This is a genomic window from Bacillus sp. 3255 (assembly GCF_031456485.1).
Classification (GTDB): Bacteria; Bacillota; Bacilli; order Paenibacillales; family NBRC-103111; genus Paenibacillus_E.
In genome coordinates, this window is sequence record NZ_JAVDUS010000015.1 from 55,801 (window position 1) to 78,014 (window position 22,214).

Sequence of the window (22,214 nt, forward strand, 5' to 3'; positions counted from 1 at the left end):
GTCCTGTTATTTCGCATGAAAAGCTCGCAAAGCGAGGAAATGACGGCAAATTAACGGGAGAAATTCCAGTAATGCCGCCTCCATCGCTCAAAAATGCTGCGAATAACAGGAGAAATTCCCGTTATTCGGAGACGGTAGCCCCACGCCCTCGGTTTTCATAAACGTTCCTTCATGCATCCATTAACCTAGCCGCTGCAAGTTACCCCTCTCGGCGAATAACCGGAAAAGCTCCCTTTAAACACATACCGATGGCCGTTATATTAGATGCATAACAGGAAATACTCCCATTATTTCCCACGAAAAGCCCGCTAAGCGAGGAATGCCGGCAAATTGCATGAATCTCTGCCAGGGTGAGCTTTGCGGATTTTGGATTTGGGTGAAGATCCTATGTCGCCCGCTGCACCTCGAGTCCGCGCTCGGTGTATCTGGCGACAACCTCGTCGTCCGTCTGCGCATCGGTGATCAAAAGGTCGATCTCCTTCAACGAGGCGAAGGAGACAAGCGCGGTCTGATCGAATTTGGTGTGGTCGGTCAACAAAATCGTTTTCTTGGAGGCGCGGATCATTCGTTTCTTCAGCTCGGCCTCGTCCCGGTGAAACACGGAAATGCCGCGCTCCGCGTCGATCCCTGTGCAGCCCAGGAAAGCGATGTCCACATTCAACTCATCCACCATCTGGATAGCGCTTGGCCCAATGATGGTATAGGTGCCTTTGCGGCGGTATCCGCCTAACAGGCATAGCTCGATCTGCTGGCAATCCGCCAGTACCGAGGCGATCTTCGTGTCGTTCGTAATGACCGTCAAGGTCCTGTGGACGATCAGCTTGGCAAGCTCCAGCGTTGTTGAACCGCCGTCAAGCAGAAGGATTTGGCCGTCTTCAATCCACCGGCAGGCGCTTGCCGCGATCTGCTCTTTCTCCGCTTGCTGGCGGACCCGCCGCTTGTGAATGGGCAGCAGCGAGCTCGAGCTTTCGACCAGGACCGCGCCGCCATGCACTCTTTTCAGGATGCCGGAGGCTTCCAGCTTCTCCAGATCCTCGCGAATCGTTTTCTCCGTGACTTGATACGCTTTGCTAAGCTCGGAAACCTTAATGGAACCGGTTTGGTTCAGCAATTCGATCATTTTGGAATGTCTTACTTCGGGTAACATTCGGTCACCGGCCTTTCTATATGGTTCACCGTATGATGGGCTATGTGCATGAATGTTTGTTATGGTTTGGTTGGTTCGATCAGTGAGATGAGTATATCAAAAAAAACAACAACAATATACCCAAGCCCATATAAAGAAAGTCCATAGGCAGCCCCGGCCGAATCCGTTATGTTGGTGAGATGTGAGAAAACACATCGAAGAAGGAAACGGGGAAAAGTAATGATACAACCATTGAAAAAGCTAACATCTATCAAGCTGCCCTTCTGGGTTATGTTCTTGAATACGTTCAGCATGGCGGTGGGGTTCTACATGATGATTCCGCTGCTTGCCTCGTATTTGCTGCACGATCTGCTGCTTAGCGTCACTGTTGTCGGCGTCATTTCGGCGATTCGCAGCTTAAGCCAGCAGGGGCTTTCAGCCCTCTGCGGCACGCTAGCCGACCGGCTTGGCTACAAGCGAACGATTCTGATCGGCTTATTCATCCGTACGTTCGGGTTCGGTATGTTCGGCTTCGTCGATCAGGTGCCGGGTCTCGTCCTCGCCTGTTTCTTCTCAGGCCTTGGCGCGGCGCTGTTTCAACCGGCCAGCTATGCGTACTACGCGGCACTCTCCACACCGCAGAACCGGATAACGGTCTATGCGATCCGCGAGATGCTCAGTAACATGGGATTTGTTGTAGGTCCGGTCGCAGGGGCTCTTCTGATGGGATTCCATTTCAAATATGTCAGTCTGACGGCGACGCTGATCTTCGTGTTCTCGTTCTTCTTGAGCTTGATTTTGCTGCCGCAGATTCGCAACGAACATATGAAGGATCAGGATGCGCGCATGTGGCCGCAGATGAGAAGCGTGCTGCTTAACGGGGATTTCCGCCGCTTCATGGTATACACGATGATCTCCTGGTCGCTCGTCGCACAGCTCTATATCGCGGTACCGCTAAGCGTGAATCGCATCGATCCCGGCGCCAACATCGGGCTGATCTACTCCTGCGGCGCTATCGTGATGGTGCTGCTGCAGGTGCCCCTTGCCAAGCTGGGACAAGCCAAAATGCAGCCCTTCGGCGTATTGTCGCTGGCTACTCTGCTGCTGGCGTCGGGCCTATTCGCGATCGGAATGACAGGCTCCATGATCGGGATCTATGCGGGAGTGATTGCGTTCATGATCGGGCAAGTGTTCCTGCAGCCGATGATGAATGCGATGGTGTCCGAATATGCCGGCAGCGGGAGCATCGCCAGTTATTTTGGCTTCAACAGTCTGGCGTTATCGATCGGAGCCATGCTCGGCAATGTCGGCGGCGGCTATTTGTACGATATGGGCGCGGCGTCCGGACGGGGAGCGCTGCCTTGGGTCAGCTTTTTGCTGCTCGGTCTCATGAATATCCTGTTTATGCTTAGAGAGCAGGGACGGCGGTCACACGCCAAAGCGATGCAAATGTAGCCAAATCGGGGACTTCTTTCGGAACATGTATCCGGTGGGAAGTCCTCTTTCATTTTGAACAAATAGTCCATGCACTTGCTCATCCTATGCATTCTACCTAAGGATAAAGCATGCTATTCTGAGTTTTATAAGACAACAAGGGAGGATATTTTCCGCTATGAGCATGAACAAGTCGAACATCGGTGTCATCGGTGCAGGATCCATTTCCGATCTGCATCTGCAGTCCTATGCCAATCAGGCTAACGCCAAATTGTATGCAATCTGTGATCTTAATCGTACGAGAGCGGAAGAGAAGGCTGCCAAGTATGGAATCGAACACATCTATACGAGTTATGAAGAGCTGCTCGCGAACCCGGAGATTGATGCGGTCAGCATTTGTACATGGAATAATACGCACGCTGAGATCAGTATTGCGGCCTTGCGTGCCGGCAAACATGTGCTGGTCGAGAAGCCGCTATGCAAAACAGTGGAGGAAGCGCAGCGCATCCAGGATGCCGTCCGTGAAACGGGCAAAACGCTGCAGGTCGGCTTCGTCCGCCGCTATGACGCCAATGCTCAGCTCGTGAAGCAATTCATCGATAAAGATAATTTGGGAGAAATCTACTATGCCAAAGCGTCCTGTCTTCGCCGGCTGGGCAACCCTGGCGGCTGGTTCGCAGACACGGAGCGTTCCGGCGGCGGACCTTTGATCGATATCGGGGTTCATGTCATTGATTTATGCTGGTACATGATGGGCCGTCCGAAGCCAGTTTCGGTTAGCGGCAATACATATAATAAGCTCGGCAATCGCGCGAATGTGCGCAATTTGTCCTTCTACAAAGCAGCCGACTACGACGTTGCTCATAATACGGTGGAAGATATGGCGAATGCTTTGATTCGTTTCGAGAACGGGGCTTCGCTGCTTGTCGACGTCAGCTTCACGCTCCATGCCAAGAAGGATGAGATCGCGGTCAAGCTTTACGGGGACAAAGGCGGCGTGGAGATTGAGCCGGAGCTTGTTTTCGTCACGGAAATGCATGACACGATCCTGAACGTTTCACCGCAAACGGATGCCAAAACGATCAATGTTCCGCAAGCTTTCCAAAATGAAATCAACCATTTCATCGATTGCATCCAGAACGGTAAAGAGCCGATATCTCCGGTAGAGGACGGCCTGAACATGATGAAGATGCTGTGCGGCATCTATGAGTCGGCGGCCAAAGGTCAGGAAATCCAACTGTAGTCCAGTAGAAGAAGCATGGAGGAGCTCTTATGAAACTTGGAGTTAGCACATATAGTTTGTTTCAAGCGCTGAAGTCCGGAGAGATGGACATCATGGGCGTTATCGATTGGATCGCAGATCAAGGCGGCGAGCACGTGGAGATCGTGCCGCTGGGCTATGACCTGCCGGGCAATTTCGAGCTCGCAGACCGCATCCGCCAGAAGGCGGAGTCCCGCGGAATCGAAGTGTCCAACTATGCGATCGGCGCGAATTTCTTGACGGATACGGAGGAAGCCTACCGCAAGGAAATCGAGCGGGTCAAAGGCGAGGTTGAGCTGGCGGCCAGACTCGGCGTGAAGAAAATGCGCCATGACGTCGCGTCGAGCCCGGACCGTTCCATCGCCAATTTCAACCGGGAGCTGGAACGGATGGCGGAAGCGTGCCGGCAAATTGCCGACTATGCGTCGGCATACGGGATTACGACCAGCGTTGAGAATCACGGCTACTTCGTTCAGCACAGCGACAGGGTGCAGGCGCTTATCCAAGCGGTAGACCGTCCGAACTTCCGGACAACCCTCGATGTGGGCAATTTCATGTGCGCCGATGAGAACTCGGTCGCCGCTGTGAAGAACAATATCAGCTTCGCGTCTATGGTCCATGTGAAAGACTTCTACCTGCGCCCGGCGCATTTGAATCCCGGTCAAGGCTGGTTCCCGACACTGCAGGGCAACTATTTGCGCGGCGCGATCGTCGGACATGGGGACATTGATATGAGAGCTGTGCTTAAGGTCATCAAGGAGTCCGGTTACGACGGTTACATTTCCTTGGAATTCGAAGGGATGGAAGAGTGTAAGACAGGAACGTCGATCGGCTTGCAAAATATCAGAAGACTATGGGAAGATATGGAATAGATTCATATATAACGATGCGAAAGGTGATGACGAAGCGGGATGAATCCAATTGGAATCATGGTCGACAGTCTCCGTCTCGGGGTACGGGACGGTTTGAAGAAGGCGAAGGAGCTTGGCGCTGACGGCGTTCAAATTTACGCGGTCTCCGGTGAAATGGATCCGGCGAATCTGTCCCCTGCCGCTCGCAAAGAGCTTAAAGCGTATATTGAGTCGCTTGGACTTGAAATTTCTGCGCTTTGCGGCGATTTGGGCGGTCATGGCTTCCAAGATGCGACGGTCAACGCGGCCAAAATCGAGAAGTCAAAGCGCATTCTGGACCTAGCCGTTGAGCTGGGTACGAAGGTCGTGACGACTCATATCGGTGTCGTTCCCGAAAGGCAAGACGATCCGATCTATGAGACGATGCACCGGGCTTGCGAAGAGCTGGGCGTGTATGCCAAGAGCTTGGATGCTTACTTCGCTATCGAAACGGGACCGGAAACTGCGGCCCATTTAAAAAGCTTCCTGGACAGCTTGTCGACGAACGGCGTCTCCGTGAACTTCGATCCGGCCAACATGGTGATGGTAACGGGCGACGACCCTGTGCAAGGCGTCATTACGCTGAAAGACTATATCGTCCATACCCATGTGAAGGACGGCGTTCGCCTGCGTCAAGCGGATCCGCGCGAAATCTATGGCTCATTAGGCTATAAGCCGATGAGTCACGAAGCCATTGCCGAGGCGGCGACATCGGGAGCGTACTACCGCGAGCTGGCGCTTGGCGAAGGAAATGTAGATTTTACGCGTTATTTCCAGGCGCTGCGGGATATCGGCTACAAAGGTTATCTAACGATCGAGCGTGAGGTCGGGGAGCAGCCGGAACAGGATATCGCCAAAGCGATTGCATTTATCCGTAACTATCAATAATAAGGGAGGCCCGGGGATACGCATGTGTCCTTGGGCTTTTTTCGTTATGCCGGTGAGGCGGCCGCCAGTCAAAAATCCGGCAAATCGTCTTCGCCTTGAGCGAGCTGCCACCCTGTCACCCGTGAATCACCCCTTACCGCAAATCTGTATGATTTTTCGAATAGACTTAGCAGAAGGAAGGCGGAAATGCTGAAATATATGCTATTTTTCGAATAGAAAGTTCGTTTTTTTCCTCAAAATGAGAATTGTATATGAATTTTCATATAGATTGGAGCGGGTGCTCGGAGAGTGTCATATTAATCCCACAAATTGGATCTCATTACTTATCGATCTTACGGTCTGAAATGTTATGTAAACTCCGAAGTGTATACGGTGTCAAGTCAAAACAACATACTGCATCATATAGGGGTCGTACATATTGCACAAGCTAAAGGCAATTCAAAGTAAACTAGAGAAAATGATGTGGTTTGCACCGGTGATCATCATTGGTATCGGCGTTATTCCCAACGTTGCGGGCAGTATTTGGTGGGATGTGATCGGAGGGCTTCTGTTCCTGTCCGTCCTGATTATTTGCGGCATAGGGTGGCATCGAGATGATTAAAAAATAATTAATCTATTTATAATAAAAATTTAATGTTTCTGCTCTATCATAGATCTAAGGGAGTGATAGAGATGCAATCTTCTTACTTCGATCAATGGTTGGATGAATACAATGACTATATGCGCCTCTATGAGCTGTTTGGCGATCGGGAGTATCTCGATGAAGCCGCGGAAATTCTTCATAGTTTGCAAGTTATTGTGGCTAGAGCGGAACAACACAAAATTATCGTATCCCAAATCATGAGCAACCAGATGCATGCGTTTGGCAAAGTCTCATAGTTTCATAGCATATAAACAGAAAGACTCTCACGCACCTCGCGGAGAGTCTGTTTCTCATATTTATTCGGCGTCGGCCTCGGACTGGCCGGCATCGGATGCGGCTTCCTCCTGCTTCTGACTGCCGAGGACGGTGACTAGTACGGTGTCTGGATCCGAGAGGATCTCTACCTGCTTCGGAACGTTCAGATCAGCGACGGTAAGATGCTCGCCGATACCGAGCGCGCTTATATCCAAAGCGATATAGTCCGGCAGCTTGCTGGGCATGCAGCGGATCATCACTTCGTGCGATTCGACTTGGAGAATGCCGCCTTCCTTGACTCCCCGGGCTTCCCCGGTCAAATGAACGGCAACGACAGTGTCCAGTTTTTCTTTCATATCGATCTGCAGAAAGTCTACATGCAGCAGTTGTCCGGTTAATGTATCCTTCTGTACGTGATGGATGATTACGGATTCCTTAGCTTTGGACGGCAAGGCCACCTTCAGAATGGCATGCGGGTTACGCTTCAATGAAGCGCGAATCTCTTTCTCCGGGACGGTGACATGTTCCGATTCCATACGAGCGCTGTAAACGACAGCCGGAATGTGTCCCTGCGCCCGCAGTTGCTTGACAGGCCCTGTTCGTTCAAATAGTTCAATCGTTGTACTCATGCATTGCACCTCCGTAGCGTGATCAGAGCATTAATTAGCCCTGCTAGTTTGTACCCGCTAAATAAGAGAGTGAAACAGGAAAAGATAGGAAGTGTTTCATTCGGTTTGGGCTTCTTTATATTGGCGATCGCGAGTAAAATAGAGGACAAGGAGGGTGATTAGGATGCGTACACGCCAAAGCTTCATTGATTCCGACCAACAAATTTCGTTGGAGTTCCTAGAGGATCATTTGACCGTTCTGCGATTGCACGGTGAAACAACGATCTACCCTTTCAAAAATATCACGCTCGCTGCCGAGCTCATATCGGAATATCCGGGGAACCACGTGGAACTTACAGTTGTTGATTTCAATACGGGGGCAACCGATTTCAAATTTTCTTCCAGCCGGCAAGATTTCGAGTGCTTTGTTCAAAAGCTGATCGAGGTTCACCATGCATTCGTTTCGAACCCTTAGCGGCTGCTCAGCTAGAATCAATTATGAAGGATAGGCGAGTTTCTCGTCTATCCTTTTTCGATTTGATTTTTGTTATACTGCGTGCGGAAAACCTCAGGAGTCAGGCCGACGGATTTCCTGAATGTGGAGATGAAATGCGAGGCGCTCTGAAACCCGGTCGTTTCGGCAATTTGCTTGATCGTTCGCTCCGTACCGGTAATGAGCAGCTCTTTGGACTTCTGAAGCCTCAGCTGCAGCAGGTATTGATAGGGTGAGAGGCCGAACGCTTTGCGAAACAGCGTGTTGACATGCTGCGGACTCACCTCCAAAACGTCCGACATCCACGTGAGGCCGACGTCGGGGGAGGCAAAGTGCTGCTCCAATTGGAAAAGCAGCGGCAGCAGACGCTCATGGCTTTGGGAGAAGGAGGCGCTTTTGTTGACGTTTCCGTGCTTTTTGAGCGTAGTCAGGAATTGGTAGACTTCAAGCGAGCCGTTCATGCCGGTGAAATCGTAGCTGTACCGGTATTTGTCATAATAGTATTCATGAATCGTTGCAAGGGGCGTGTCGGCGCCCCAGGAGATTGGCACGGACAGCGGAATCTCCAGCGCGTAGACAATCGAAGCGGCAAGTGCGCCGTCGAACGTCAAGTACCAGGTGGACCATTTTGCCGCGGGAACCTTGTATTCATGCGGCACGCCTGCGGGCAGCAGCATGCCTTGATTTTCCCCCAGTTTGATGGAGCCGCTGTCCAGGATGATTTCCCCGCTGCCGTGGATCGTTTGGAGCCAGTGAAAACACGGGTAGCCTTCCTCCCGCTTATAGTAGAGCTGCTGGTTCTCGAATCCGACCGTATCAAGGATCAGCGGCAGCTTGCGGTCCGTCTCGGTGACGACGAAAAATTTGCGGTAATCGAGGGTCTCTATGGTCAAGTCATCTCTTTCATTTTTTGATATGCCAGGCGTATTATCTTATATTTTAAAAGAAATTATTGTCCTGTACAATAAATGCATGTTGATAAAAATTATACTCAGCGAAATGAGGTCAGCTGCCCATGGCTAAGAAATTCGTCTATACTCCGCCTGTCAATGGATACCCGGAGTGGAATAATAATCCCCAAATCTATCAATTGAACCGGCTGGAAGCGCATGCAACCTTGATGCCTTACCGCACGGAGGCTGAAGCGCTTGCCGGCGTACGCGAAGCATCCGATTCCTTCCAATCGCTCAATGGAACTTGGAAGTTTCATTTTGCGGATAATGCCGAGGGGCGGCCGCAAGCGTTTTATAAGAACGATTACGATTGCAGCGGATGGTCCGATATTGCCGTGCCTTCGCATTGGCAGCTGCAGGGGTTTGATTTTCCGCAATATACGAACATTATTTACCCATGGGTAGGACATGAGGATGTGAAGCCGCCATTCGCGCCTGTGACATACAATCCTGTCGGATCGTATGTCCGCAGCTTCACTGTCCCGGCTTCCTGGGCAGACCAGCCTGTCTACATTTCCTTTCAAGGGGTGGAGTCTGCCTTCTACGTATGGGTGAACGGCGACCTGGTCGGCTTCAGCCAAGACTCCTTCACACCGGCGGAATTCGATATTACTCCGTATTTGGTTGCAGGCGAGAACAGACTCGCGGTTGAAGTATACCGGTGGAGCGATGCAAGCTGGCTGGAGGATCAGGATTTCTGGCGGTTGAGCGGTATTTTCCGCGATGTTTACCTGTACAGTACGCCGATAACGCATATCGCGGATTTCAAAGTAACGACAGAGCTGGATGAAGCGTTCCTGAACGCGGAGCTGCGGATTGAAGCCAAGGTAACGAATTATGACGGCCTAGGCACTGGGAACAGGCGGGTAGAAGCTGTCTTATACGACCGGGCAAATCAAGCGGTATGGGCTGTGCCCGTATCGGCTGAGATCCAAGTCGGCGGCTCGGCCGAACAGCGGGTAGAGCTCTCCGTTCTTGTTGAGCGGCCTGCCCTGTGGAGCGCGGAGAAACCTAATCTGTATACGCTTGTGCTCAGCTTAAAGGACGATAGCGGCAATCTGCTGGAGACGGAAAGCTGCAAGATCGGCTTCCGCCGATTCGAAATACATGACGGCTTGATGAAAATCAACGGCCAGCGAATCGTTTTCAAAGGCGTAAACCGTCACGAATTCGATACCGATCGCGGGCGCTCTGTCGATGAGGCGAGCATGGTGTCCGATATTTTGCTGATGAAACAATATAATATTAATGCGGTTCGTACTTCGCATTATCCGAACCATGTACGCTGGTATGAGCTATGCGACGAGTACGGCTTATACGTGATTGACGAAACGAATTTGGAGACGCACGGTTCATGGAGCTACGCGCAGGAAGAAGAAGGCGACACGGTGCCGGGAAGCAAGCCCGAATGGACGGGCGCTGTGCTCGACCGGGCGAATTCAATGATGCAGCGGGATAAGAATCATCCGTCGATCGTCATTTGGTCCTTGGGGAACGAATCGTGGGGCGGCGACAATTTTATTCAAATGCACGATTTCCTGCGCGAGGCCGATCCGACCCGGGTCGTTCACTACGAAGGTGTGTTCCACTGCCGCGCCTCGGAAGCCGCTTCCGATGTGGAGAGCCAGATGTACACCAAGATCGAGCAGGTTGAGGCTTATGCCAGGAACAAGCCGAAGAAACCGTTCATCCTGTGTGAGTACAGTCATGCCATGGGGAATTCATGCGGCAATCTGTTCAAGTATTGGGAGCTGTTCGATCAATATCCGGTGCTGCAGGGCGGCTTCATCTGGGATTGGATCGATCAATCCATTCGGACCACGACACCTGAAGGCGTACCTTATCAGGCATATGGCGGCGATTTCGGCGATGCGCCGAACGACGGTAATTTCTGCGGCAACGGTCTGATTTTCGCTGACAGATCCGTTTCTCCGAAGCTTCATGAAGTGAAGAAATGCTATCAGAACGTGAAGTTTGCTCCGGTTGATTTGGCCAAAGGGCAGATTGCGGTGACGAATCAATTCCTGTTCACGGACTTGAGCGAGTTTGATTGGGTTTGGACCGTTGCACGTAACGGCATCGCTGCAGGTAAGGCGAAGCGCGCTCAGTTCGCCGTGAAGCCAGGGGAGACCGTCACCATTGAACTGGCTGTGGATGAACTGCAGCTGCAAGCGGATTTCCCCAGAGACGAGTTCATCATGACGGTTTCGCTCCAGCTGCGGGAGGCTGCAGCCTGGGCGGAGCAAGGCCATGAAATCGCATGGGAGCAATTCCTGCTGCCGGTTAGCCCGGCATGGGCAGGAACCGTCGATTCCATCGCGCAAGCGGAATCGGCCGCAGCCGTTTCCGAGCTGGAAGCCGTGCAAATCGCATCGTCGGCAGATGCGGTTATGCTGCAAGGCAGCTCCTTCTCGTTGAAATTCAGCAAGGCAACGGGAGATATAACGTCTTATGAGTACGAAGGCAGCGAGCGGTTCGTAACGGGTCCGGCACCCAATTTCTGGCGCGCGTATACGGATAACGACCGCGGCAACCAGCACCATATTCGGTGTGCGCCATGGCGGGAAGCCGGCAGCGGCAGGAAGCTGCAGCAGCTGTGGGCGAAGCCGGCTGCGGACGGCAGAGCGGAGGTTCGGGTCGCGTACGAGCTGGCCACCGTCCCTGTCTCCTCCGCGACATTGGCGTACACCGTGTCTCCGGACGGCGAAGTGGAGGTGCGGATGGAGCTCGTGCCAGGTGCGCAATTGCCGGAAATTCCGGAGATCGGCGTCATGTTCGAGTTGGACCGTTCCTTCCAGCAGCTGAGCTGGTACGGCCGCGGACCGCATGAGAACTATTGGGACCGGGCAACCGGCGCCAAGTTGGCGCTGCACAGCGGCACGGTCGAGGAGCAATTCGTTCCTTACTTGCGGCCGCAGGAATGCGGCAACAAGACGGATGTGCGCTGGGCGACGCTCACGAATGCGGATGGCCGCGGCATTCGCATCACGGGGCTGCCAACGGTCGAGCTGAATGCACTGCCGTATTCACCGGCGGAATTGGAAGCGCACGACCATACGTATAAGCTGCCTGTCAGCGACAAAGTCGTGCTGAGGGTCAATTACAAGCAGATGGGCGTCGGCGGCGACGACAGCTGGGGAGCTAGAACGCATCCGGAGTTTACGCTGTATGCGAACCGGACTTATGCCTATACGTTTGCGTTTAGAGGCATATAAGAAAGAGAGGATGTCCCGTCAGGGGCATCCTCTTTGCTTTGGTGGGGCAGCCGCGGCTGCGCGAGCCGGTCACGAAATTCTAACGGTCACCAGTGCCGTTATTTGGGCAAGTACAAGCCTGTTCCGAATCCTAATGGACACAGGGGATCCTATTTGGCGATTACGGAGGCGCAATCGCGTGGAAAAGATAGAATAACGGCACGTGTGACCGTTAGCAATCACATGCAGCCCCCATCCGCCGAATAAGGGCTGCTGTGTCCGTTAGCCGCCCGCGGCGGCGTTGCGCTGCGCATAAGCCGAATAGCCGCTCACGCCGCCTCAATGCGAGACCGCGCCGTGCTCTTGCGTCGGATCGAGCTTCTCCTTACTCATCGCAATGGCGCATGCGAAGGCGATAACCGCGGGTACAACGGTCCAAGCGAAGGTAAGCACGATCGAGGACGATAACGCGCTTGAGATCTTCTCCAGAATCGGCCCGGGAATATCGTAACGCTTCGCAGGATCGAGAAGCGTATGCGGATCGCTGGCGGCGATCCCGGCCGGCATCTCGCCTTGACCGGCGAAAGCATCCGTCAGCTTTCTCGTGAAAGCATGGCTCTGGATGATTCCGAACACGGTAATCCCCAGCGTCATGCCTAATGAGCGCAGGAAGTTCAGCGTTGAGGAAGCTGAGCCGCGCTGTCTGGCATCGAAGAGATGGATGGCGGCATTGCTCAGCACGGAGAACGAAGCGCCGATGCCGAGGCCCACCACGATCATATAAATCGTAACCAGCCAGCGCGGTGTTTCCGGCGATAACGTCGTCAGCAGCGCGACGCCGCCGACCAGAATGAGCGTGGTCGGGATCATGATGGCGCGGTAGCTGACCTTGGTCATCAGGAACCCTCCGCCTGTCGCCGTCACAACGGAGCCGAGCATCATCGGCAGCAGAACGAGTCCGGAATTGGTTGCGGAGCCGCCTAACACGCCTTGAATGTAGATCGGGATATAGACGGAAGCCGTGATGAACGCTGCGCCGCTAAAAATGGCGACGGCGTTGCTCGAAGCATATAGTCGGTTAGCGAACATGGAGAACGACATGATCGGCTCCTCGGCACGCCGTTCGACGAAGATGAAGATGACGGCCAGCACGGCAAACAAACCGAAAAGACCGAGTATGACGGATGAATCCCAAGCATATTTTTTACCGCCAAGCTCAAGCGCGAACATCAGGGATACGATAGCGCCGACGAGTGTAATGGCGCCCCACCAGTCGATTTTTTGCTTCGAATGCTCGACGGATTCCCGGTAAAAGAATGCGATAAATATAAAGGCAATCAAACCGAGCGGCAGGTTAATGTAGAAAACCCATTTCCAATTGATATAGTCGGTAATATAAGCGCCTAGCAGCGGCCCGAAAATACTCGACATCCCGAACACAGCGCCGAACAATCCGCCGAGCTTGCCGCGGCTCTCCAAGGGCACGGCATCGAACATAATCGTAAAAGCGATGGGAACCAGCGCGCCGCCGCCGATCCCTTGGATCGCGCGATAAATGCTGAGTTCGATAATGGAATTGGCCGTACCGCACAGGATCGAGCCGAGCATGAAGACGATGATCCCGAATATGAAGAAGCGCTTGCGCCCGTACATATCGGACAATTTGCCGAATATCGGCATCCCGGCCATCTCAGCCACCATATAAGCGGAGGTGACCCATACGAATTTATCCAGTCCGCCAAGCTCTCCGACGATCGTGCCCATCGCCGTTGCGACGATCGTATTATCCATCGCCGCCATCAAAATGCCAAGCAGCAGTCCGGCGATGACGATGCCTAGTCCTTTGTTTTTATTTTGCGCTGACATAAGGGTGAAATTCCCCGCTTTCCCGTTTAAATGATCGTAACTTGACTCAGGTTCGCTTTTAATCCTTTGAGCAGAGCGTAGGTGCCTTTATCCATCCTGGCACCGTCGAAAATCGTTTTCTTCACATCCGTTTTGAATGAACAGTTGCGAAAGGTGGCATTGCGGAAAGATGTGCCTTTTAACCCCGTATAATGAAACGTTGTTCCAGTAAATGTTAGGTTATCCATACATACATCAGATAACTCGGAAGAGCCGAAGTCGGTCTGATCCAAAATCGCTTGGCGGAACGAAGCGCCCCGGAGACTGGACTTCTGAATTTTGGCTTTGGTCAAATTAGCTCCGTCGAAAATGACGCCGTCCAGATTGCTGCATTTGAACGAGGCATTCGTCAAATCCGAACGGCTGAAGTCCGAGCCCTGCATGTTGCTGTAGTTGAATTTACCGTCATGCACCTGAACGGATCTTAGGTCGGATTTTTGCAAATTTTGCTTGGAGAAATCGAGTCCGATGATTTGCTGCAGCTTGGTCGTATTGACATGAATGGTCTCAATCAACTCGGAGATTTCGCCGATGGAGGCGATCGTCCGGTTGAATGCGGCTTCTTCGTCGAAGCCCTCCTTCTGCAGATCGAGCAGTCTTTCTTGCAGATCTTGGGACAGCTCTTCTTTCAGCTCCCTGATCGGCTTCAAATCTTCGTAATGAGAGAACACATCATCCAAGTATGCGCTAAGACGAGGATTCATAAGGTTTCCGCCTTTCTTAAATGAGGATGTCGAGGATGCTCTTGGCATGCTCCCAATTCCGTTTGTTCGTATGATAGGTCTGATGGCCTTTATCGGTGATCCGGTAATATTTCCTTCTGCCGCCTTGCGTCTCATCTCCCCAATAAGAGGTAATGTTGTCTTCCTGTTCCAGCCTCTTGAGACTGGAGTACATCGTGGCTTCTTTAAGTTCATATTCGCCGCCGGAATTGACGTGCACGAGCTTTGAAATTTCGTAGCCATATTTATCGCCTGATTGCAGCAGCTTAAGAATAATGGTGTCGGTATGTCCGCGAATGAGATCGGACGTTATTTTTAAATCCGCAATGACCCTCACCTCCTGATTTACACTTTATAACAAGATACTATGTCTGTCAAGGTAGCTTAGCGGAGAGAATACTCCTTTATTGACCGTACCCCCGTAGGATGTTAAGTTAATGAATGAGAGATACATCGATATTTGGGAATGAATAGATATGACTTGAGTTTGTAATCAGGAAAGGTGGAAGTCAAGATGGCGATTCAACCCGGACAAACGGCCGTAGGCCTTGTTGGGACAGGGGTTATGGGCAAAAGCATGGCAGGTCATTGGATGAAAGCAGGGTACCAGGTCCACTTATATAACCGGACCAAAGCGAAGGCGCAGGAGCTGCTCGATCAAGGCGCTCAGTGGCACGACACACCTGGCGAATTAGCCCGGCATTGCGACGTGATCGTTACGATGGTCGGTTTCCCCAGCGATGTCGAAGAGGTTTATTGCGGCGAGAAGGGAATCTTGGAACAGGCCAAACAGGGCAGTTATTTGATTGACATGACGACATCTTCCCCTAAGCTTGCCAAACGGATTGAAACAGAAGCACGTGAGCGGGGGCTCTTCTCGTTGGATGCGCCGGTTTCCGGCGGAGACGTAGGGGCCAGGGAAGCCAGACTGTCCATTATGGTTGGCGGTTCGCGCGATGCTTTCGATGCTGTGCTCGGGCTGCTGGAGAAGGTCGGCACGAATATCGTGTACCAAGGTGAAGCGGGTGCCGGACAGCATACCAAAATGTGCAATCAGATTGCTATCGCCAGTAATATGATGGGTGTCGTAGAGGCGCTGGTTTATGCGGAGAAGTCGGGACTTGACCCGTTGACGGTTCTTAAGAGCATTGAAACGGGCGCTGCAGGCAGCTGGTCGCTCAGCAATTTGGCGCCGCGGATTATTGCGGGCAACTTTGCACCGGGCTTTTATGTGAAGCATTTTATTAAAGATATGAAAATAGCGCTGGAAGCCGCCGATGAAATGGGAGCGGTTCTGCCTGGACTCGCTCTGGCGAAATCGCTATACGAGAAGCTGGCTGCCAGCGGGGAGGAAGACAGCGGTACGCAGGCTTTGTATAAAATCATCAGCCAACTCCGATAGATAGGAGGCCTCTTATGAGCATCGTCACGGCGCGGCGACGTGCTTGTGATGGAGGCGTGCGGCCTTAAGGAGCAGCTGCTGACGCTGAAAGCGGAGTAGGTGATGCCCGCGAGATGTGCCCCCCAGCTGCGCTAACGGACCGGGGAGCGCTTATTCAATGAAAAAAGGCTTCTGTGAATAGGTAACGGTCACCGGAGCCTTTATTTGCTTCTTTTGGACCTCATTTGGGCTGGAAGATGCCCAATAAGGTCGCTGGCGTCCGTTAGCGATGAAACCTATCGCTTACCGTGAAGATAACGGCTGCTGTGTCCGTTAGATCGATTGCTTCTTGCTCCTGCCGGGCGGATGGCGGACAATGCGGGATACCATGTACCTGCAAGTCGATTCCAATGGCCGTCTAACCATCATATCGAGACAGGTTCCCGAATACATATAAGTTAAGCATAAGCAAGCTGTCATATCCTATCCTGCCGGCGATGTGAGGAGAAACTGGCGCATTCTAGCCAAGAACGGCTGCTGGATCGGGTTGTCCACGCCAAAGGAGTCAAAGGATCACAGCTATTTGGAAATTACGCATTTGTGAAGAATACGGTCGAAGTGTCGCGGAAGGTCTAGGTCTGTCGATCCCCGAATAAACTAACAAAGTAAGAGGCAGCTACCCTTTTCGAAGCAAAAGGTAGCTGCCTTTTTGTGACGGCATAGGCTGTAGGGGAAAACCAATATCCCGAAGAGGTGGTCAGGGTGGGAACTCGTTTATTGTCGGAGCAGCTGGTTAAGAACCGTTTTCCGCATTTGAAGTATATCCGAATCTATACGCCGGATAAGCATAAAGCGACGATCTATGCCTGGAACGACGATCTGCGCTTGCCGGATAAAGATGCGTTAAGCCTGCAGCATTATGCAAGCGGTTACTTATATCCTTACGTTTCCTATCAAGTGAAAGCGTACCATTATGTTCAACAGGATCAGGTTCCGATTCCGCAGGAATTGCCGGCGGCTGTTATTCAAACGGCTAAGCGCCGGAATTTGAACCAGTACGGCATCATCGAAACGACGAACCGCCTGTTTCCATGCGGCCGGCTTTCTTTTATCCGCTACGATGCTGCAGAGAGCCTCATCCATTTTGATTTCCATGCGGCGCGAAAACTGCAAGACCGGGAGAAAGAATTGATGTACCAATATTTATATGAAATGATTCCGCTTGGTGCTTACTGTGAAGTGACGTTTCATTGAGGAGCAGTGCCGTTGTCTTCCTCCACGCGGAGCTCTGTTTCTTCCCGCAAATATGTCGTCTCGCCAACCTGCACCTCGTCGGGCGTATATTTCCGAACGGTGCCGACCGTGACGAAGACGGGAATATCGTCCGCTGTGCGCTGTATGACGGCGACTCTCACTTGGGAGAGTGCCGCCGCGAACAATTGCATATCCGTCGTAAGTGTCTTGTTCAAGCTGTTTCACCTCCGGCTCTCATCTCGTGATTCGCTCCTCCGGCTCCAGCACGGGAACGACGACACGGACGGTGTCCGGATATTTCACGCCTGCCCCGGTATTCAGCGCGATGACGCGCTCATGCTCCCGAATCCAGCCGGCATTCCTGAGCTTGCGCGCGGCTGCGAAGGTAGCAGCCCCTTCCGGGCAGATGAAGGCCCCCTCGAGCTCCGCCACCCGCTGCTGTTCCTGCAGCAGCTCCTCGTCAGGAATGGCAACGGCGCAGCCGCCTGTTTCATAGATCGCTTCGAGTACCAAGAAGTCGCCAAGCGCTTTAGGAACGTTGATGCCGAAAGCGGCGGTTTTGGATTGCGGCCAAAATTCGGAGGCTTTCTCCTGCTTCTCCCAAGCTTTGACGATCGGGGCGCAGCCTTCCGCCTGCACTGCGACAAGCCGCGGCAATTTCCCCTGAACCCAGCCTAGCGTCTGCAGCTCTCTCAGCGCTTTATGAATGCCGATCAACCCTACGCCGCCGCCGGTCGGATACAGGATGACATCCGGCATCTGCCAGTTCAGCTGTTCGGCGATCTCCAGTCCCATCGTCTTCTTGCCTTCGATGCGGTAAGGTTCCTTGAGCGTCGAGGCGTCATAGAGCTCGTAGGCTTTGACCAAATCGGCGACAATTCGTCCGGCGTCGCTAATCAGCCCGTTCACCAGATACAGATTGGCTCCTGATACCGCACATTCATTGCGGGTGATCAGCGGAGCATCAACCGGCATGAGGATGGTTGACTTCATCTTCGCTCTGGCGGCGTACAGAGCCCAAGCGGCCCCGGCATTGCCGTTGGTAGGCATCGCCAGCTCTTTCACGCCGAGCTCCTTCGCTTTGGAGATGCCGACGGCCGCTCCTCTCGCTTTGAACGAACCGGTCGGCAGCAAGCCCTCGTCTTTCATCATGAGACCGGGAATGTTCATGTCAGCGCCGATGCTCGGCATCGGCAGAAGCGGGGTGAGGCCTTCACCCAACGTAACGATATGTTCGGGATCGATTACAGGCAGCAGCTCGCGGTAACGCCACAGGCTCGGTTCGCGGTCGCGCAGCATGGAAGGCTTGAACGAGAGAGCGATTCGTTCCATATCATAGGCGACCAGCAGCGGAGAACCGCATGTGCACAGCTGGTGCTTGTCCTCCGTATCGTAGCGGGCAGCGCATTTGGGGCAATAAAGGTGAGATACATAGCGTTGTGACATGTACTTTTCGTCTCCTATATGAACCTTCGGATAATTACTAAGTCATCGTAATGGAAAAGAATCCCTCCTGTCAACGGAGCTTATCGAACTTGTTACCGGATCATGCCGAAATCCCGAATCGTCGTCACGACCTCCACATGAATATCGGTTTGCGGGTAGACGGACGGCCAGTCCAGCGCTTTCCATGCTTCATAGCTCAACCGGTTGCGGACATATGTGCCGATGCCCAAATTGTCGCCGCCGTGGCGCTGAATATCGGTAACCATGACCTGCAGCTTCTTGCGAAGCGCTTCGGAGATTTCCAGGCAGATGGTTGCCTGCTCCTGAGGTTTCTTTAAGGTGGACATCCCGGTGTATTCCAAAATAATCGCGCTTAGCCGGATTTGAATGACGATATTCGGAGCACCGTCCGGACGCGTGTAAACCTTTATTTTTCTTTTACTGATGAGCGAGGAGATCACTGCGCTTTCTTGAGATTTGGTTGAACGGTCCGTTAGCTCAAGACGGATTTCGCCTTGTTTTATGCTTTTGCTCAAGAGCGCGAAGAGCACGGCATCATCGATATCGATTCTACCGATGTATCTGTCATTCTGGAAGAGAGCGATCCCGTCAACCTCCAAGTTGCCATTGACCAAAGCGAGCATAGGGGCTACGGGATCGATTCCATCGTCATAGTAGTCCCGCACGAAACTATACAGCGTAACATCCGGAACTTCATGAATCCTGGCTTCCTCAGTAAGCAATTGGTCAATTCGGACGCCAATGGATTGATTGCTTGTATTTTTGTGGGTTAAAAGTTCAACGGCACTGCCGTTCACGAGGGCGATCTTCAGTTTTTCTCCCACCGTGTAATCGCGCCTGTACGTATCCAACCGATCAAAAACGCCTTGCTTAGCCAAGTCTTTCGCAAACATCATGCTGCGCAATTGGCCTGTCACAAGCACTTTATTGATTTTGCGGTTCAGATGAACTCTTCCATCTTTGGGCGTACGGGCATTTGTCCGGAGAATGTCAGCCGGCGTCGTTTCCGTCGTCCCTGCTTTCGGTATGGAAACGGCAATAGCTAATTCGGTCTTGGACGGTTTACCTGCCTGATCATAGACCGGGTCGATTCCTATGCTGTCGGACATCCCTAACTTCTCTATTCGGTTTTGTTCAATACAACCTGTAAGCAGCAGAAGTGCCATAACGATGAACCATTTATGCATAATGTCGGCCTCGGTATTTGTGGATCTTCAAAGCAATAAGCAAAAAAACAGGCAGCAGAACAGCAACCGCCGCTTCCGTATACCCCAATAAGCTAAGCCATTTCTCCAGCTTGTCGAGTGTGGAAGGCAGTACAATCAGCACCGTCAGTGCGATAGATCCCAGTAAGAAGAGGGGCCACCGGTTGTTCTTGGCAGCGGGCAGAAGCCATCTCATGGTTACGACGGCGGACCAGCTGTATAGAACATTGGTGACGAGCACGCGAAATAAAATGAGCGTAAAAATGAGGTCGTCAATTCTTTTTATAAAAGGGAGCTCAACGTACGAGAGTAAGCTTAGCACAGGATATTTCAAGTGCTGCAGCTGGTGGAAGCTGAAAAAACCAAAGCATACGAGAGCTACCGACACATAAGTTAATGTGGTGATGGCATTCCCAATGAGATATGCGCGTATTAAATGTGTTTGTTTACTTGCATAGGGGAATAGCAGCAAGCCAAGCTCATAGCCGAGAAAAGCAATATAGATGTCAAGCCAGCCTTTGAGTGAATGCTCCGCTTCCTTGAACCAAAAGGTTGTCATCCTGGCGATTTCCATTTCCTGATAGCTGTACAGGAGAAGTGTAATATTGCCGATTCCGACAAGCAACGGGAGGATCGTGAAATTCGAGATGCTGAATATGCCTTTGAAGATTAATAAGAAAGCAAGGAATTCAAAAATGAGATAGAGGTAGGCAGCTTGAAAAGAAGGAAAGGACATGGATTTAAGGATCAATATATACTCTTTGCCTACCGTGCAGCCCAAGCCGCCCCAGATCAGTGCCAGCGCAGCGAACAAAGGAATCAACATGAATTTGGGGAATGCCGATTGCGCAATTTCGAACAACGAGCGGCCTTGGCTCCGGCGGTACACAGCTGCGATGAGCAGGATGTTGAGCGTGGAAACGGCCGAGCAGATCAGCAAGGCCGCCCAGCCATTTGTCCCGATGTTCTCGGAGAGGAGGCGTGGCAGACTGAAAGCGACCACACCGGTTTGGGTGGTGTTTGCAATGAGTGTCGTATGAAAAAAAGGAAGCTTTTCCGCCATCGTGATCCCTCTCCTTTATTCGTTCGGATTTTCGGAAGCCGTTTTTTTGATTTTGGACAATACTTGGACCGGCGCCCGGATTATCATATCCAACCAACGGCTGGGCTTGGCAGGCGCTAACGGGAATAAGTACGAAACGCCGAAGGTGTTGATATCGGCAAGCTGGATCATAATGAAACAGATGCCGCAGATCAGACCGAAATTGCCAAGGAACCCGGCCATGATAATGATGCCAAAGCGCATCAGCCGAATGGAAGCGCTCATGATATAGCTCGGAATCGCGAAGGAGGCGATGGCCGAGATCGCAACGGAAATAATTAGGATGTTGCTCGTTACCCCCGCTTGGACAGCGGCTTGGCCGATGACGATACCGCCTACGGTGCCGATGGTAGGACCGATCTTGGTAGGCAGTCGCGCCCCGGCTTCCCGCAGCAGCTCGATCGTCATTTCCATGAAGATGGCTTCGACCAGAGGCGAGAAAGGGACTTTATTCCGGGATTCCATCAAATTGAGCAGCAGGGACGGGGGAATCATTTCATAGTGATAAGTGACAAGCGAGACATAGAAAGCAGTGAACGTAAGCGTGATAAACAAGGCAATGAATCGCAAAAGCCGTACTGCGGTGGCGACGGCCCACGGCTGATACCCATCGTCGGGAGATAAGAAAAATTCGATGAAAGAAGTCGGCGCACTGAAAGCGAAAGGGCTTCCGTCGAGGAGACCGACGATTTTGCCATGCAGCAGCTTCTCCGTCATGTGGTCCGGTCGAACGCTGGTTAAGTATTGCGGGAAAATCATATAGGATCTCATACTGAAATATTGAGTGAGTGTATTCGTATCGCTGATTGCCGGGATCTGCAGTCTCTCGATCATGACCTTCAACTTCTCAAGATGCTGCGGATCGGCGACATCTTCCAGATAAAGGAGAACTAACGCTGTTTTCGTTTTCTTGCCGATGGCAAAGGAGACGGTTTTCAATTGGGGATCTTTGATACGCCGCCTTATCAGAGACAGATTAGTGTTTACCGATTCCGTGAAGGCATCCATCGGACCGTTAATGACGCTTTCCGTCTCCGAGCTTTCGATAGTCCTGGATTCAGGCGCATAGGCTTCATATAGATAAGCATCGTTCCGAAGGAAGATGGCGATGCTGCCTGCCAGTATCCCGTTAACCAATTCATGAGCTTGCCGGCCAGGCTTAAAAAAAGATTGGCTGAAGATTGCCGTGATGTCCGTAACAGGGGCTTCTATGTGCTTCAGAATGATTTCGTTTAGGGCTTGCAGGCTAATAAGATGAGCAAAATAAACAATAGAAATCTGCTGGAGAGGAAAGTGCTGACACGTCAAATCCGAACAATCTTGAAGGGAAAGCAACGTTTGCTTGAGCAAATCGTTATCCGTCGTCAGCTCGCCGTTCATGAGGACCGATCTCCTTTCCTGCGCAATAATATCCATATGGTAGTATGTATCTT

The 22,214-nt window shown here is 52.1% G+C and carries 21 protein-coding genes; 10 read left to right on the plus strand and 11 right to left on the minus strand.

The window, feature by feature from the left end; translation table 11 throughout:
* Positions 1–385: 385 nt before the first annotated feature.
* Positions 386–1,147, minus strand: coding sequence for a DeoR/GlpR family DNA-binding transcription regulator (locus tag J2X61_RS21625; RefSeq protein ID WP_274467831.1), 762 nt, complete (start codon positions 1,145–1,147; stop codon positions 386–388).
* Between the two features lie 231 nt (positions 1,148–1,378).
* Between J2X61_RS21625 and J2X61_RS21630 the strand changes: the two genes are divergently transcribed.
* The 6 genes from J2X61_RS21630 to J2X61_RS21655 all read left to right on the plus strand — a co-directional run bounded on the left by J2X61_RS21630 (position 1,379) and on the right by J2X61_RS21655 (position 6,478).
* On the plus strand, positions 1,379–2,581 hold the full coding sequence (locus J2X61_RS21630) for an MDR family MFS transporter (RefSeq protein ID WP_310190503.1): 1,203 nt from the start codon (positions 1,379–1,381) through the stop codon (positions 2,579–2,581).
* Between the two features lie 163 nt (positions 2,582–2,744).
* Positions 2,745–3,803, plus strand: a complete 1,059-nt coding sequence (locus tag J2X61_RS21635; RefSeq protein WP_274469273.1) for a Gfo/Idh/MocA family protein — start codon at positions 2,745–2,747, stop codon at positions 3,801–3,803.
* A 29-nt stretch (positions 3,804–3,832) separates the two neighbouring features.
* Complete coding sequence (locus J2X61_RS21640; RefSeq protein WP_310190505.1) at positions 3,833–4,693, plus strand: sugar phosphate isomerase/epimerase family protein; 861 nt, start codon at positions 3,833–3,835, stop codon at positions 4,691–4,693.
* A 39-nt stretch (positions 4,694–4,732) separates the two neighbouring features.
* Positions 4,733–5,599 carry a sugar phosphate isomerase/epimerase family protein gene (locus J2X61_RS21645; protein WP_274467834.1) on the plus strand — a complete coding sequence of 289 codons (867 nt, stop codon included), beginning with the start codon at positions 4,733–4,735 and terminating at the stop codon, positions 5,597–5,599.
* 457 nt (positions 5,600–6,056) lie between these two features.
* Positions 6,057–6,200: a hypothetical protein gene (locus tag J2X61_RS21650; protein WP_310190506.1), complete on the plus strand. Its 144-nt coding sequence runs from the start codon at positions 6,057–6,059 to the stop codon at positions 6,198–6,200.
* Between the two features lie 71 nt (positions 6,201–6,271).
* Positions 6,272–6,478: a hypothetical protein gene (locus tag J2X61_RS21655; RefSeq protein WP_274467836.1), complete on the plus strand. Its 207-nt coding sequence runs from the start codon at positions 6,272–6,274 to the stop codon at positions 6,476–6,478.
* A gap of 60 nt (positions 6,479–6,538) precedes the next feature.
* Here the strand turns inward: J2X61_RS21655 and J2X61_RS21660 are convergent, their stop codons facing one another.
* Entirely contained in the window at positions 6,539–7,126 is a 588-nt protein-coding gene (locus J2X61_RS21660) for a 50S ribosomal protein L25 (RefSeq protein ID WP_274467837.1), read from the minus strand.
* A gap of 163 nt (positions 7,127–7,289) precedes the next feature.
* Between J2X61_RS21660 and J2X61_RS21665 the strand changes: the two genes are divergently transcribed.
* Complete coding sequence (locus tag J2X61_RS21665) at positions 7,290–7,580, plus strand: hypothetical protein (RefSeq protein WP_310190509.1); 291 nt, start codon at positions 7,290–7,292, stop codon at positions 7,578–7,580.
* 47 nt (positions 7,581–7,627) lie between these two features.
* Here J2X61_RS21665 and J2X61_RS21670 read toward each other — a convergent pair whose 3' ends face one another.
* Positions 7,628–8,491: an AraC family transcriptional regulator gene (locus tag J2X61_RS21670; protein WP_310190511.1), complete on the minus strand. Its 864-nt coding sequence runs from the start codon at positions 8,489–8,491 to the stop codon at positions 7,628–7,630.
* A gap of 122 nt (positions 8,492–8,613) precedes the next feature.
* Here J2X61_RS21670 and lacZ point away from each other — a divergent pair, with 122 nt between their 5' ends.
* Entirely contained in the window at positions 8,614–11,766 is a 3,153-nt protein-coding gene (lacZ, locus tag J2X61_RS21675) for a beta-galactosidase, LacZ type (RefSeq protein ID WP_310190514.1), read from the plus strand.
* Positions 11,767–12,084: 318 nt separating this feature from the next.
* On the opposite strand, the gene J2X61_RS21680 is transcribed toward lacZ, so the two are convergent.
* Genes J2X61_RS21680 through J2X61_RS21690 form a run of 3 tightly spaced genes read right to left on the minus strand, consistent with a single transcriptional unit; the run spans position 12,085 to position 14,700 of the window.
* Entirely contained in the window at positions 12,085–13,611 is a 1,527-nt protein-coding gene (locus J2X61_RS21680; protein WP_310190516.1) for an MDR family MFS transporter, read from the minus strand.
* A gap of 26 nt (positions 13,612–13,637) precedes the next feature.
* Complete coding sequence (locus tag J2X61_RS21685; RefSeq protein WP_274467842.1) at positions 13,638–14,354, minus strand: pentapeptide repeat-containing protein; 717 nt, start codon at positions 14,352–14,354, stop codon at positions 13,638–13,640.
* A gap of 16 nt (positions 14,355–14,370) precedes the next feature.
* The gene (locus J2X61_RS21690; RefSeq protein ID WP_274469274.1) at positions 14,371–14,700 is read right to left on the minus strand and encodes a PadR family transcriptional regulator; all 330 of its coding nucleotides are present in this window, start codon (positions 14,698–14,700) and stop codon (positions 14,371–14,373) included.
* Between the two features lie 186 nt (positions 14,701–14,886).
* Between J2X61_RS21690 and J2X61_RS21695 the strand changes: the two genes are divergently transcribed.
* Entirely contained in the window at positions 14,887–15,774 is an 888-nt protein-coding gene (locus tag J2X61_RS21695; protein WP_310190519.1) for an NAD(P)-dependent oxidoreductase, read from the plus strand.
* 741 nt (positions 15,775–16,515) lie between these two features.
* Positions 16,516–17,007 carry a hypothetical protein gene (locus tag J2X61_RS21700; RefSeq protein ID WP_310190522.1) on the plus strand — a complete coding sequence of 164 codons (492 nt, stop codon included), beginning with the start codon at positions 16,516–16,518 and terminating at the stop codon, positions 17,005–17,007.
* Here the strand turns inward: J2X61_RS21700 and J2X61_RS21705 are convergent.
* From J2X61_RS21705 to J2X61_RS21725, 5 genes are all read right to left on the minus strand, one after another.
* Positions 17,001–17,222 (minus strand): hypothetical protein, encoded by a 222-nt coding sequence (locus J2X61_RS21705; protein ID WP_310190524.1) that lies wholly within the window; start codon positions 17,220–17,222, stop codon positions 17,001–17,003. The two genes, J2X61_RS21700 and J2X61_RS21705, sit on opposite strands and share 7 nt — an antisense overlap.
* Positions 17,223–17,241: 19 nt before the next feature.
* Positions 17,242–18,453, minus strand: coding sequence for a threonine synthase (locus J2X61_RS21710; protein ID WP_274467846.1), 1,212 nt, complete (start codon positions 18,451–18,453; stop codon positions 17,242–17,244).
* Between the two features lie 92 nt (positions 18,454–18,545).
* Entirely contained in the window at positions 18,546–19,661 is a 1,116-nt protein-coding gene (locus J2X61_RS21715) for a Ger(x)C family spore germination protein (protein WP_310190527.1), read from the minus strand.
* Positions 19,654–20,742: a GerAB/ArcD/ProY family transporter gene (locus J2X61_RS21720; RefSeq protein ID WP_310190529.1), complete on the minus strand. Its 1,089-nt coding sequence runs from the start codon at positions 20,740–20,742 to the stop codon at positions 19,654–19,656. The genes J2X61_RS21715 and J2X61_RS21720 overlap by 8 nt, the downstream gene beginning before the upstream one ends.
* A gap of 15 nt (positions 20,743–20,757) precedes the next feature.
* Positions 20,758–22,161 (minus strand): spore germination protein, encoded by a 1,404-nt coding sequence (locus J2X61_RS21725; RefSeq protein ID WP_310190531.1) that lies wholly within the window; start codon positions 22,159–22,161, stop codon positions 20,758–20,760.
* Positions 22,162–22,214 lie beyond the last annotated feature (53 nt).

Excerpts from the sequence above, each read along its gene's own strand:
- J2X61_RS21625 (WP_274467831.1), bottom strand. The coding sequence starts at position 1,147 with ATGTTACCCGAAGTAAGACATTCCAAAATGATCGAATTGCTGAACCAA.
- J2X61_RS21635 (WP_274469273.1), top strand. The coding sequence starts at position 2,745 with ATGAACAAGTCGAACATCGGTGTCATCGGTGCAGGATCCATTTCCGAT.
- J2X61_RS21640 (WP_310190505.1), top strand. The coding sequence starts at position 3,833 with ATGAAACTTGGAGTTAGCACATATAGTTTGTTTCAAGCGCTGAAGTCC.
- J2X61_RS21645 (WP_274467834.1), top strand. The coding sequence starts at position 4,733 with ATGAATCCAATTGGAATCATGGTCGACAGTCTCCGTCTCGGGGTACGG.
- J2X61_RS21650 (WP_310190506.1), top strand. The coding sequence starts at position 6,057 with ATGATGTGGTTTGCACCGGTGATCATCATTGGTATCGGCGTTATTCCC.
- J2X61_RS21655 (WP_274467836.1), top strand. The coding sequence starts at position 6,272 with ATGCAATCTTCTTACTTCGATCAATGGTTGGATGAATACAATGACTAT.
- J2X61_RS21660 (WP_274467837.1), bottom strand. The coding sequence starts at position 7,126 with ATGAGTACAACGATTGAACTATTTGAACGAACAGGGCCTGTCAAGCAA.
- J2X61_RS21665 (WP_310190509.1), top strand. The coding sequence starts at position 7,290 with ATGCGTACACGCCAAAGCTTCATTGATTCCGACCAACAAATTTCGTTG.
- lacZ (WP_310190514.1), top strand. The coding sequence starts at position 8,614 with ATGGCTAAGAAATTCGTCTATACTCCGCCTGTCAATGGATACCCGGAG.
- J2X61_RS21680 (WP_310190516.1), bottom strand. The coding sequence starts at position 13,611 with ATGTCAGCGCAAAATAAAAACAAAGGACTAGGCATCGTCATCGCCGGA.
- J2X61_RS21685 (WP_274467842.1), bottom strand. The coding sequence starts at position 14,354 with ATGAATCCTCGTCTTAGCGCATACTTGGATGATGTGTTCTCTCATTAC.
- J2X61_RS21695 (WP_310190519.1), top strand. The coding sequence starts at position 14,887 with ATGGCGATTCAACCCGGACAAACGGCCGTAGGCCTTGTTGGGACAGGG.
- J2X61_RS21710 (WP_274467846.1), bottom strand. The coding sequence starts at position 18,453 with ATGTCACAACGCTATGTATCTCACCTTTATTGCCCCAAATGCGCTGCC.
- J2X61_RS21715 (WP_310190527.1), bottom strand. The coding sequence starts at position 19,661 with ATGCATAAATGGTTCATCGTTATGGCACTTCTGCTGCTTACAGGTTGT.
- J2X61_RS21720 (WP_310190529.1), bottom strand. The coding sequence starts at position 20,742 with ATGGCGGAAAAGCTTCCTTTTTTTCATACGACACTCATTGCAAACACC.
- J2X61_RS21725 (WP_310190531.1), bottom strand. The coding sequence starts at position 22,161 with ATGAACGGCGAGCTGACGACGGATAACGATTTGCTCAAGCAAACGTTG.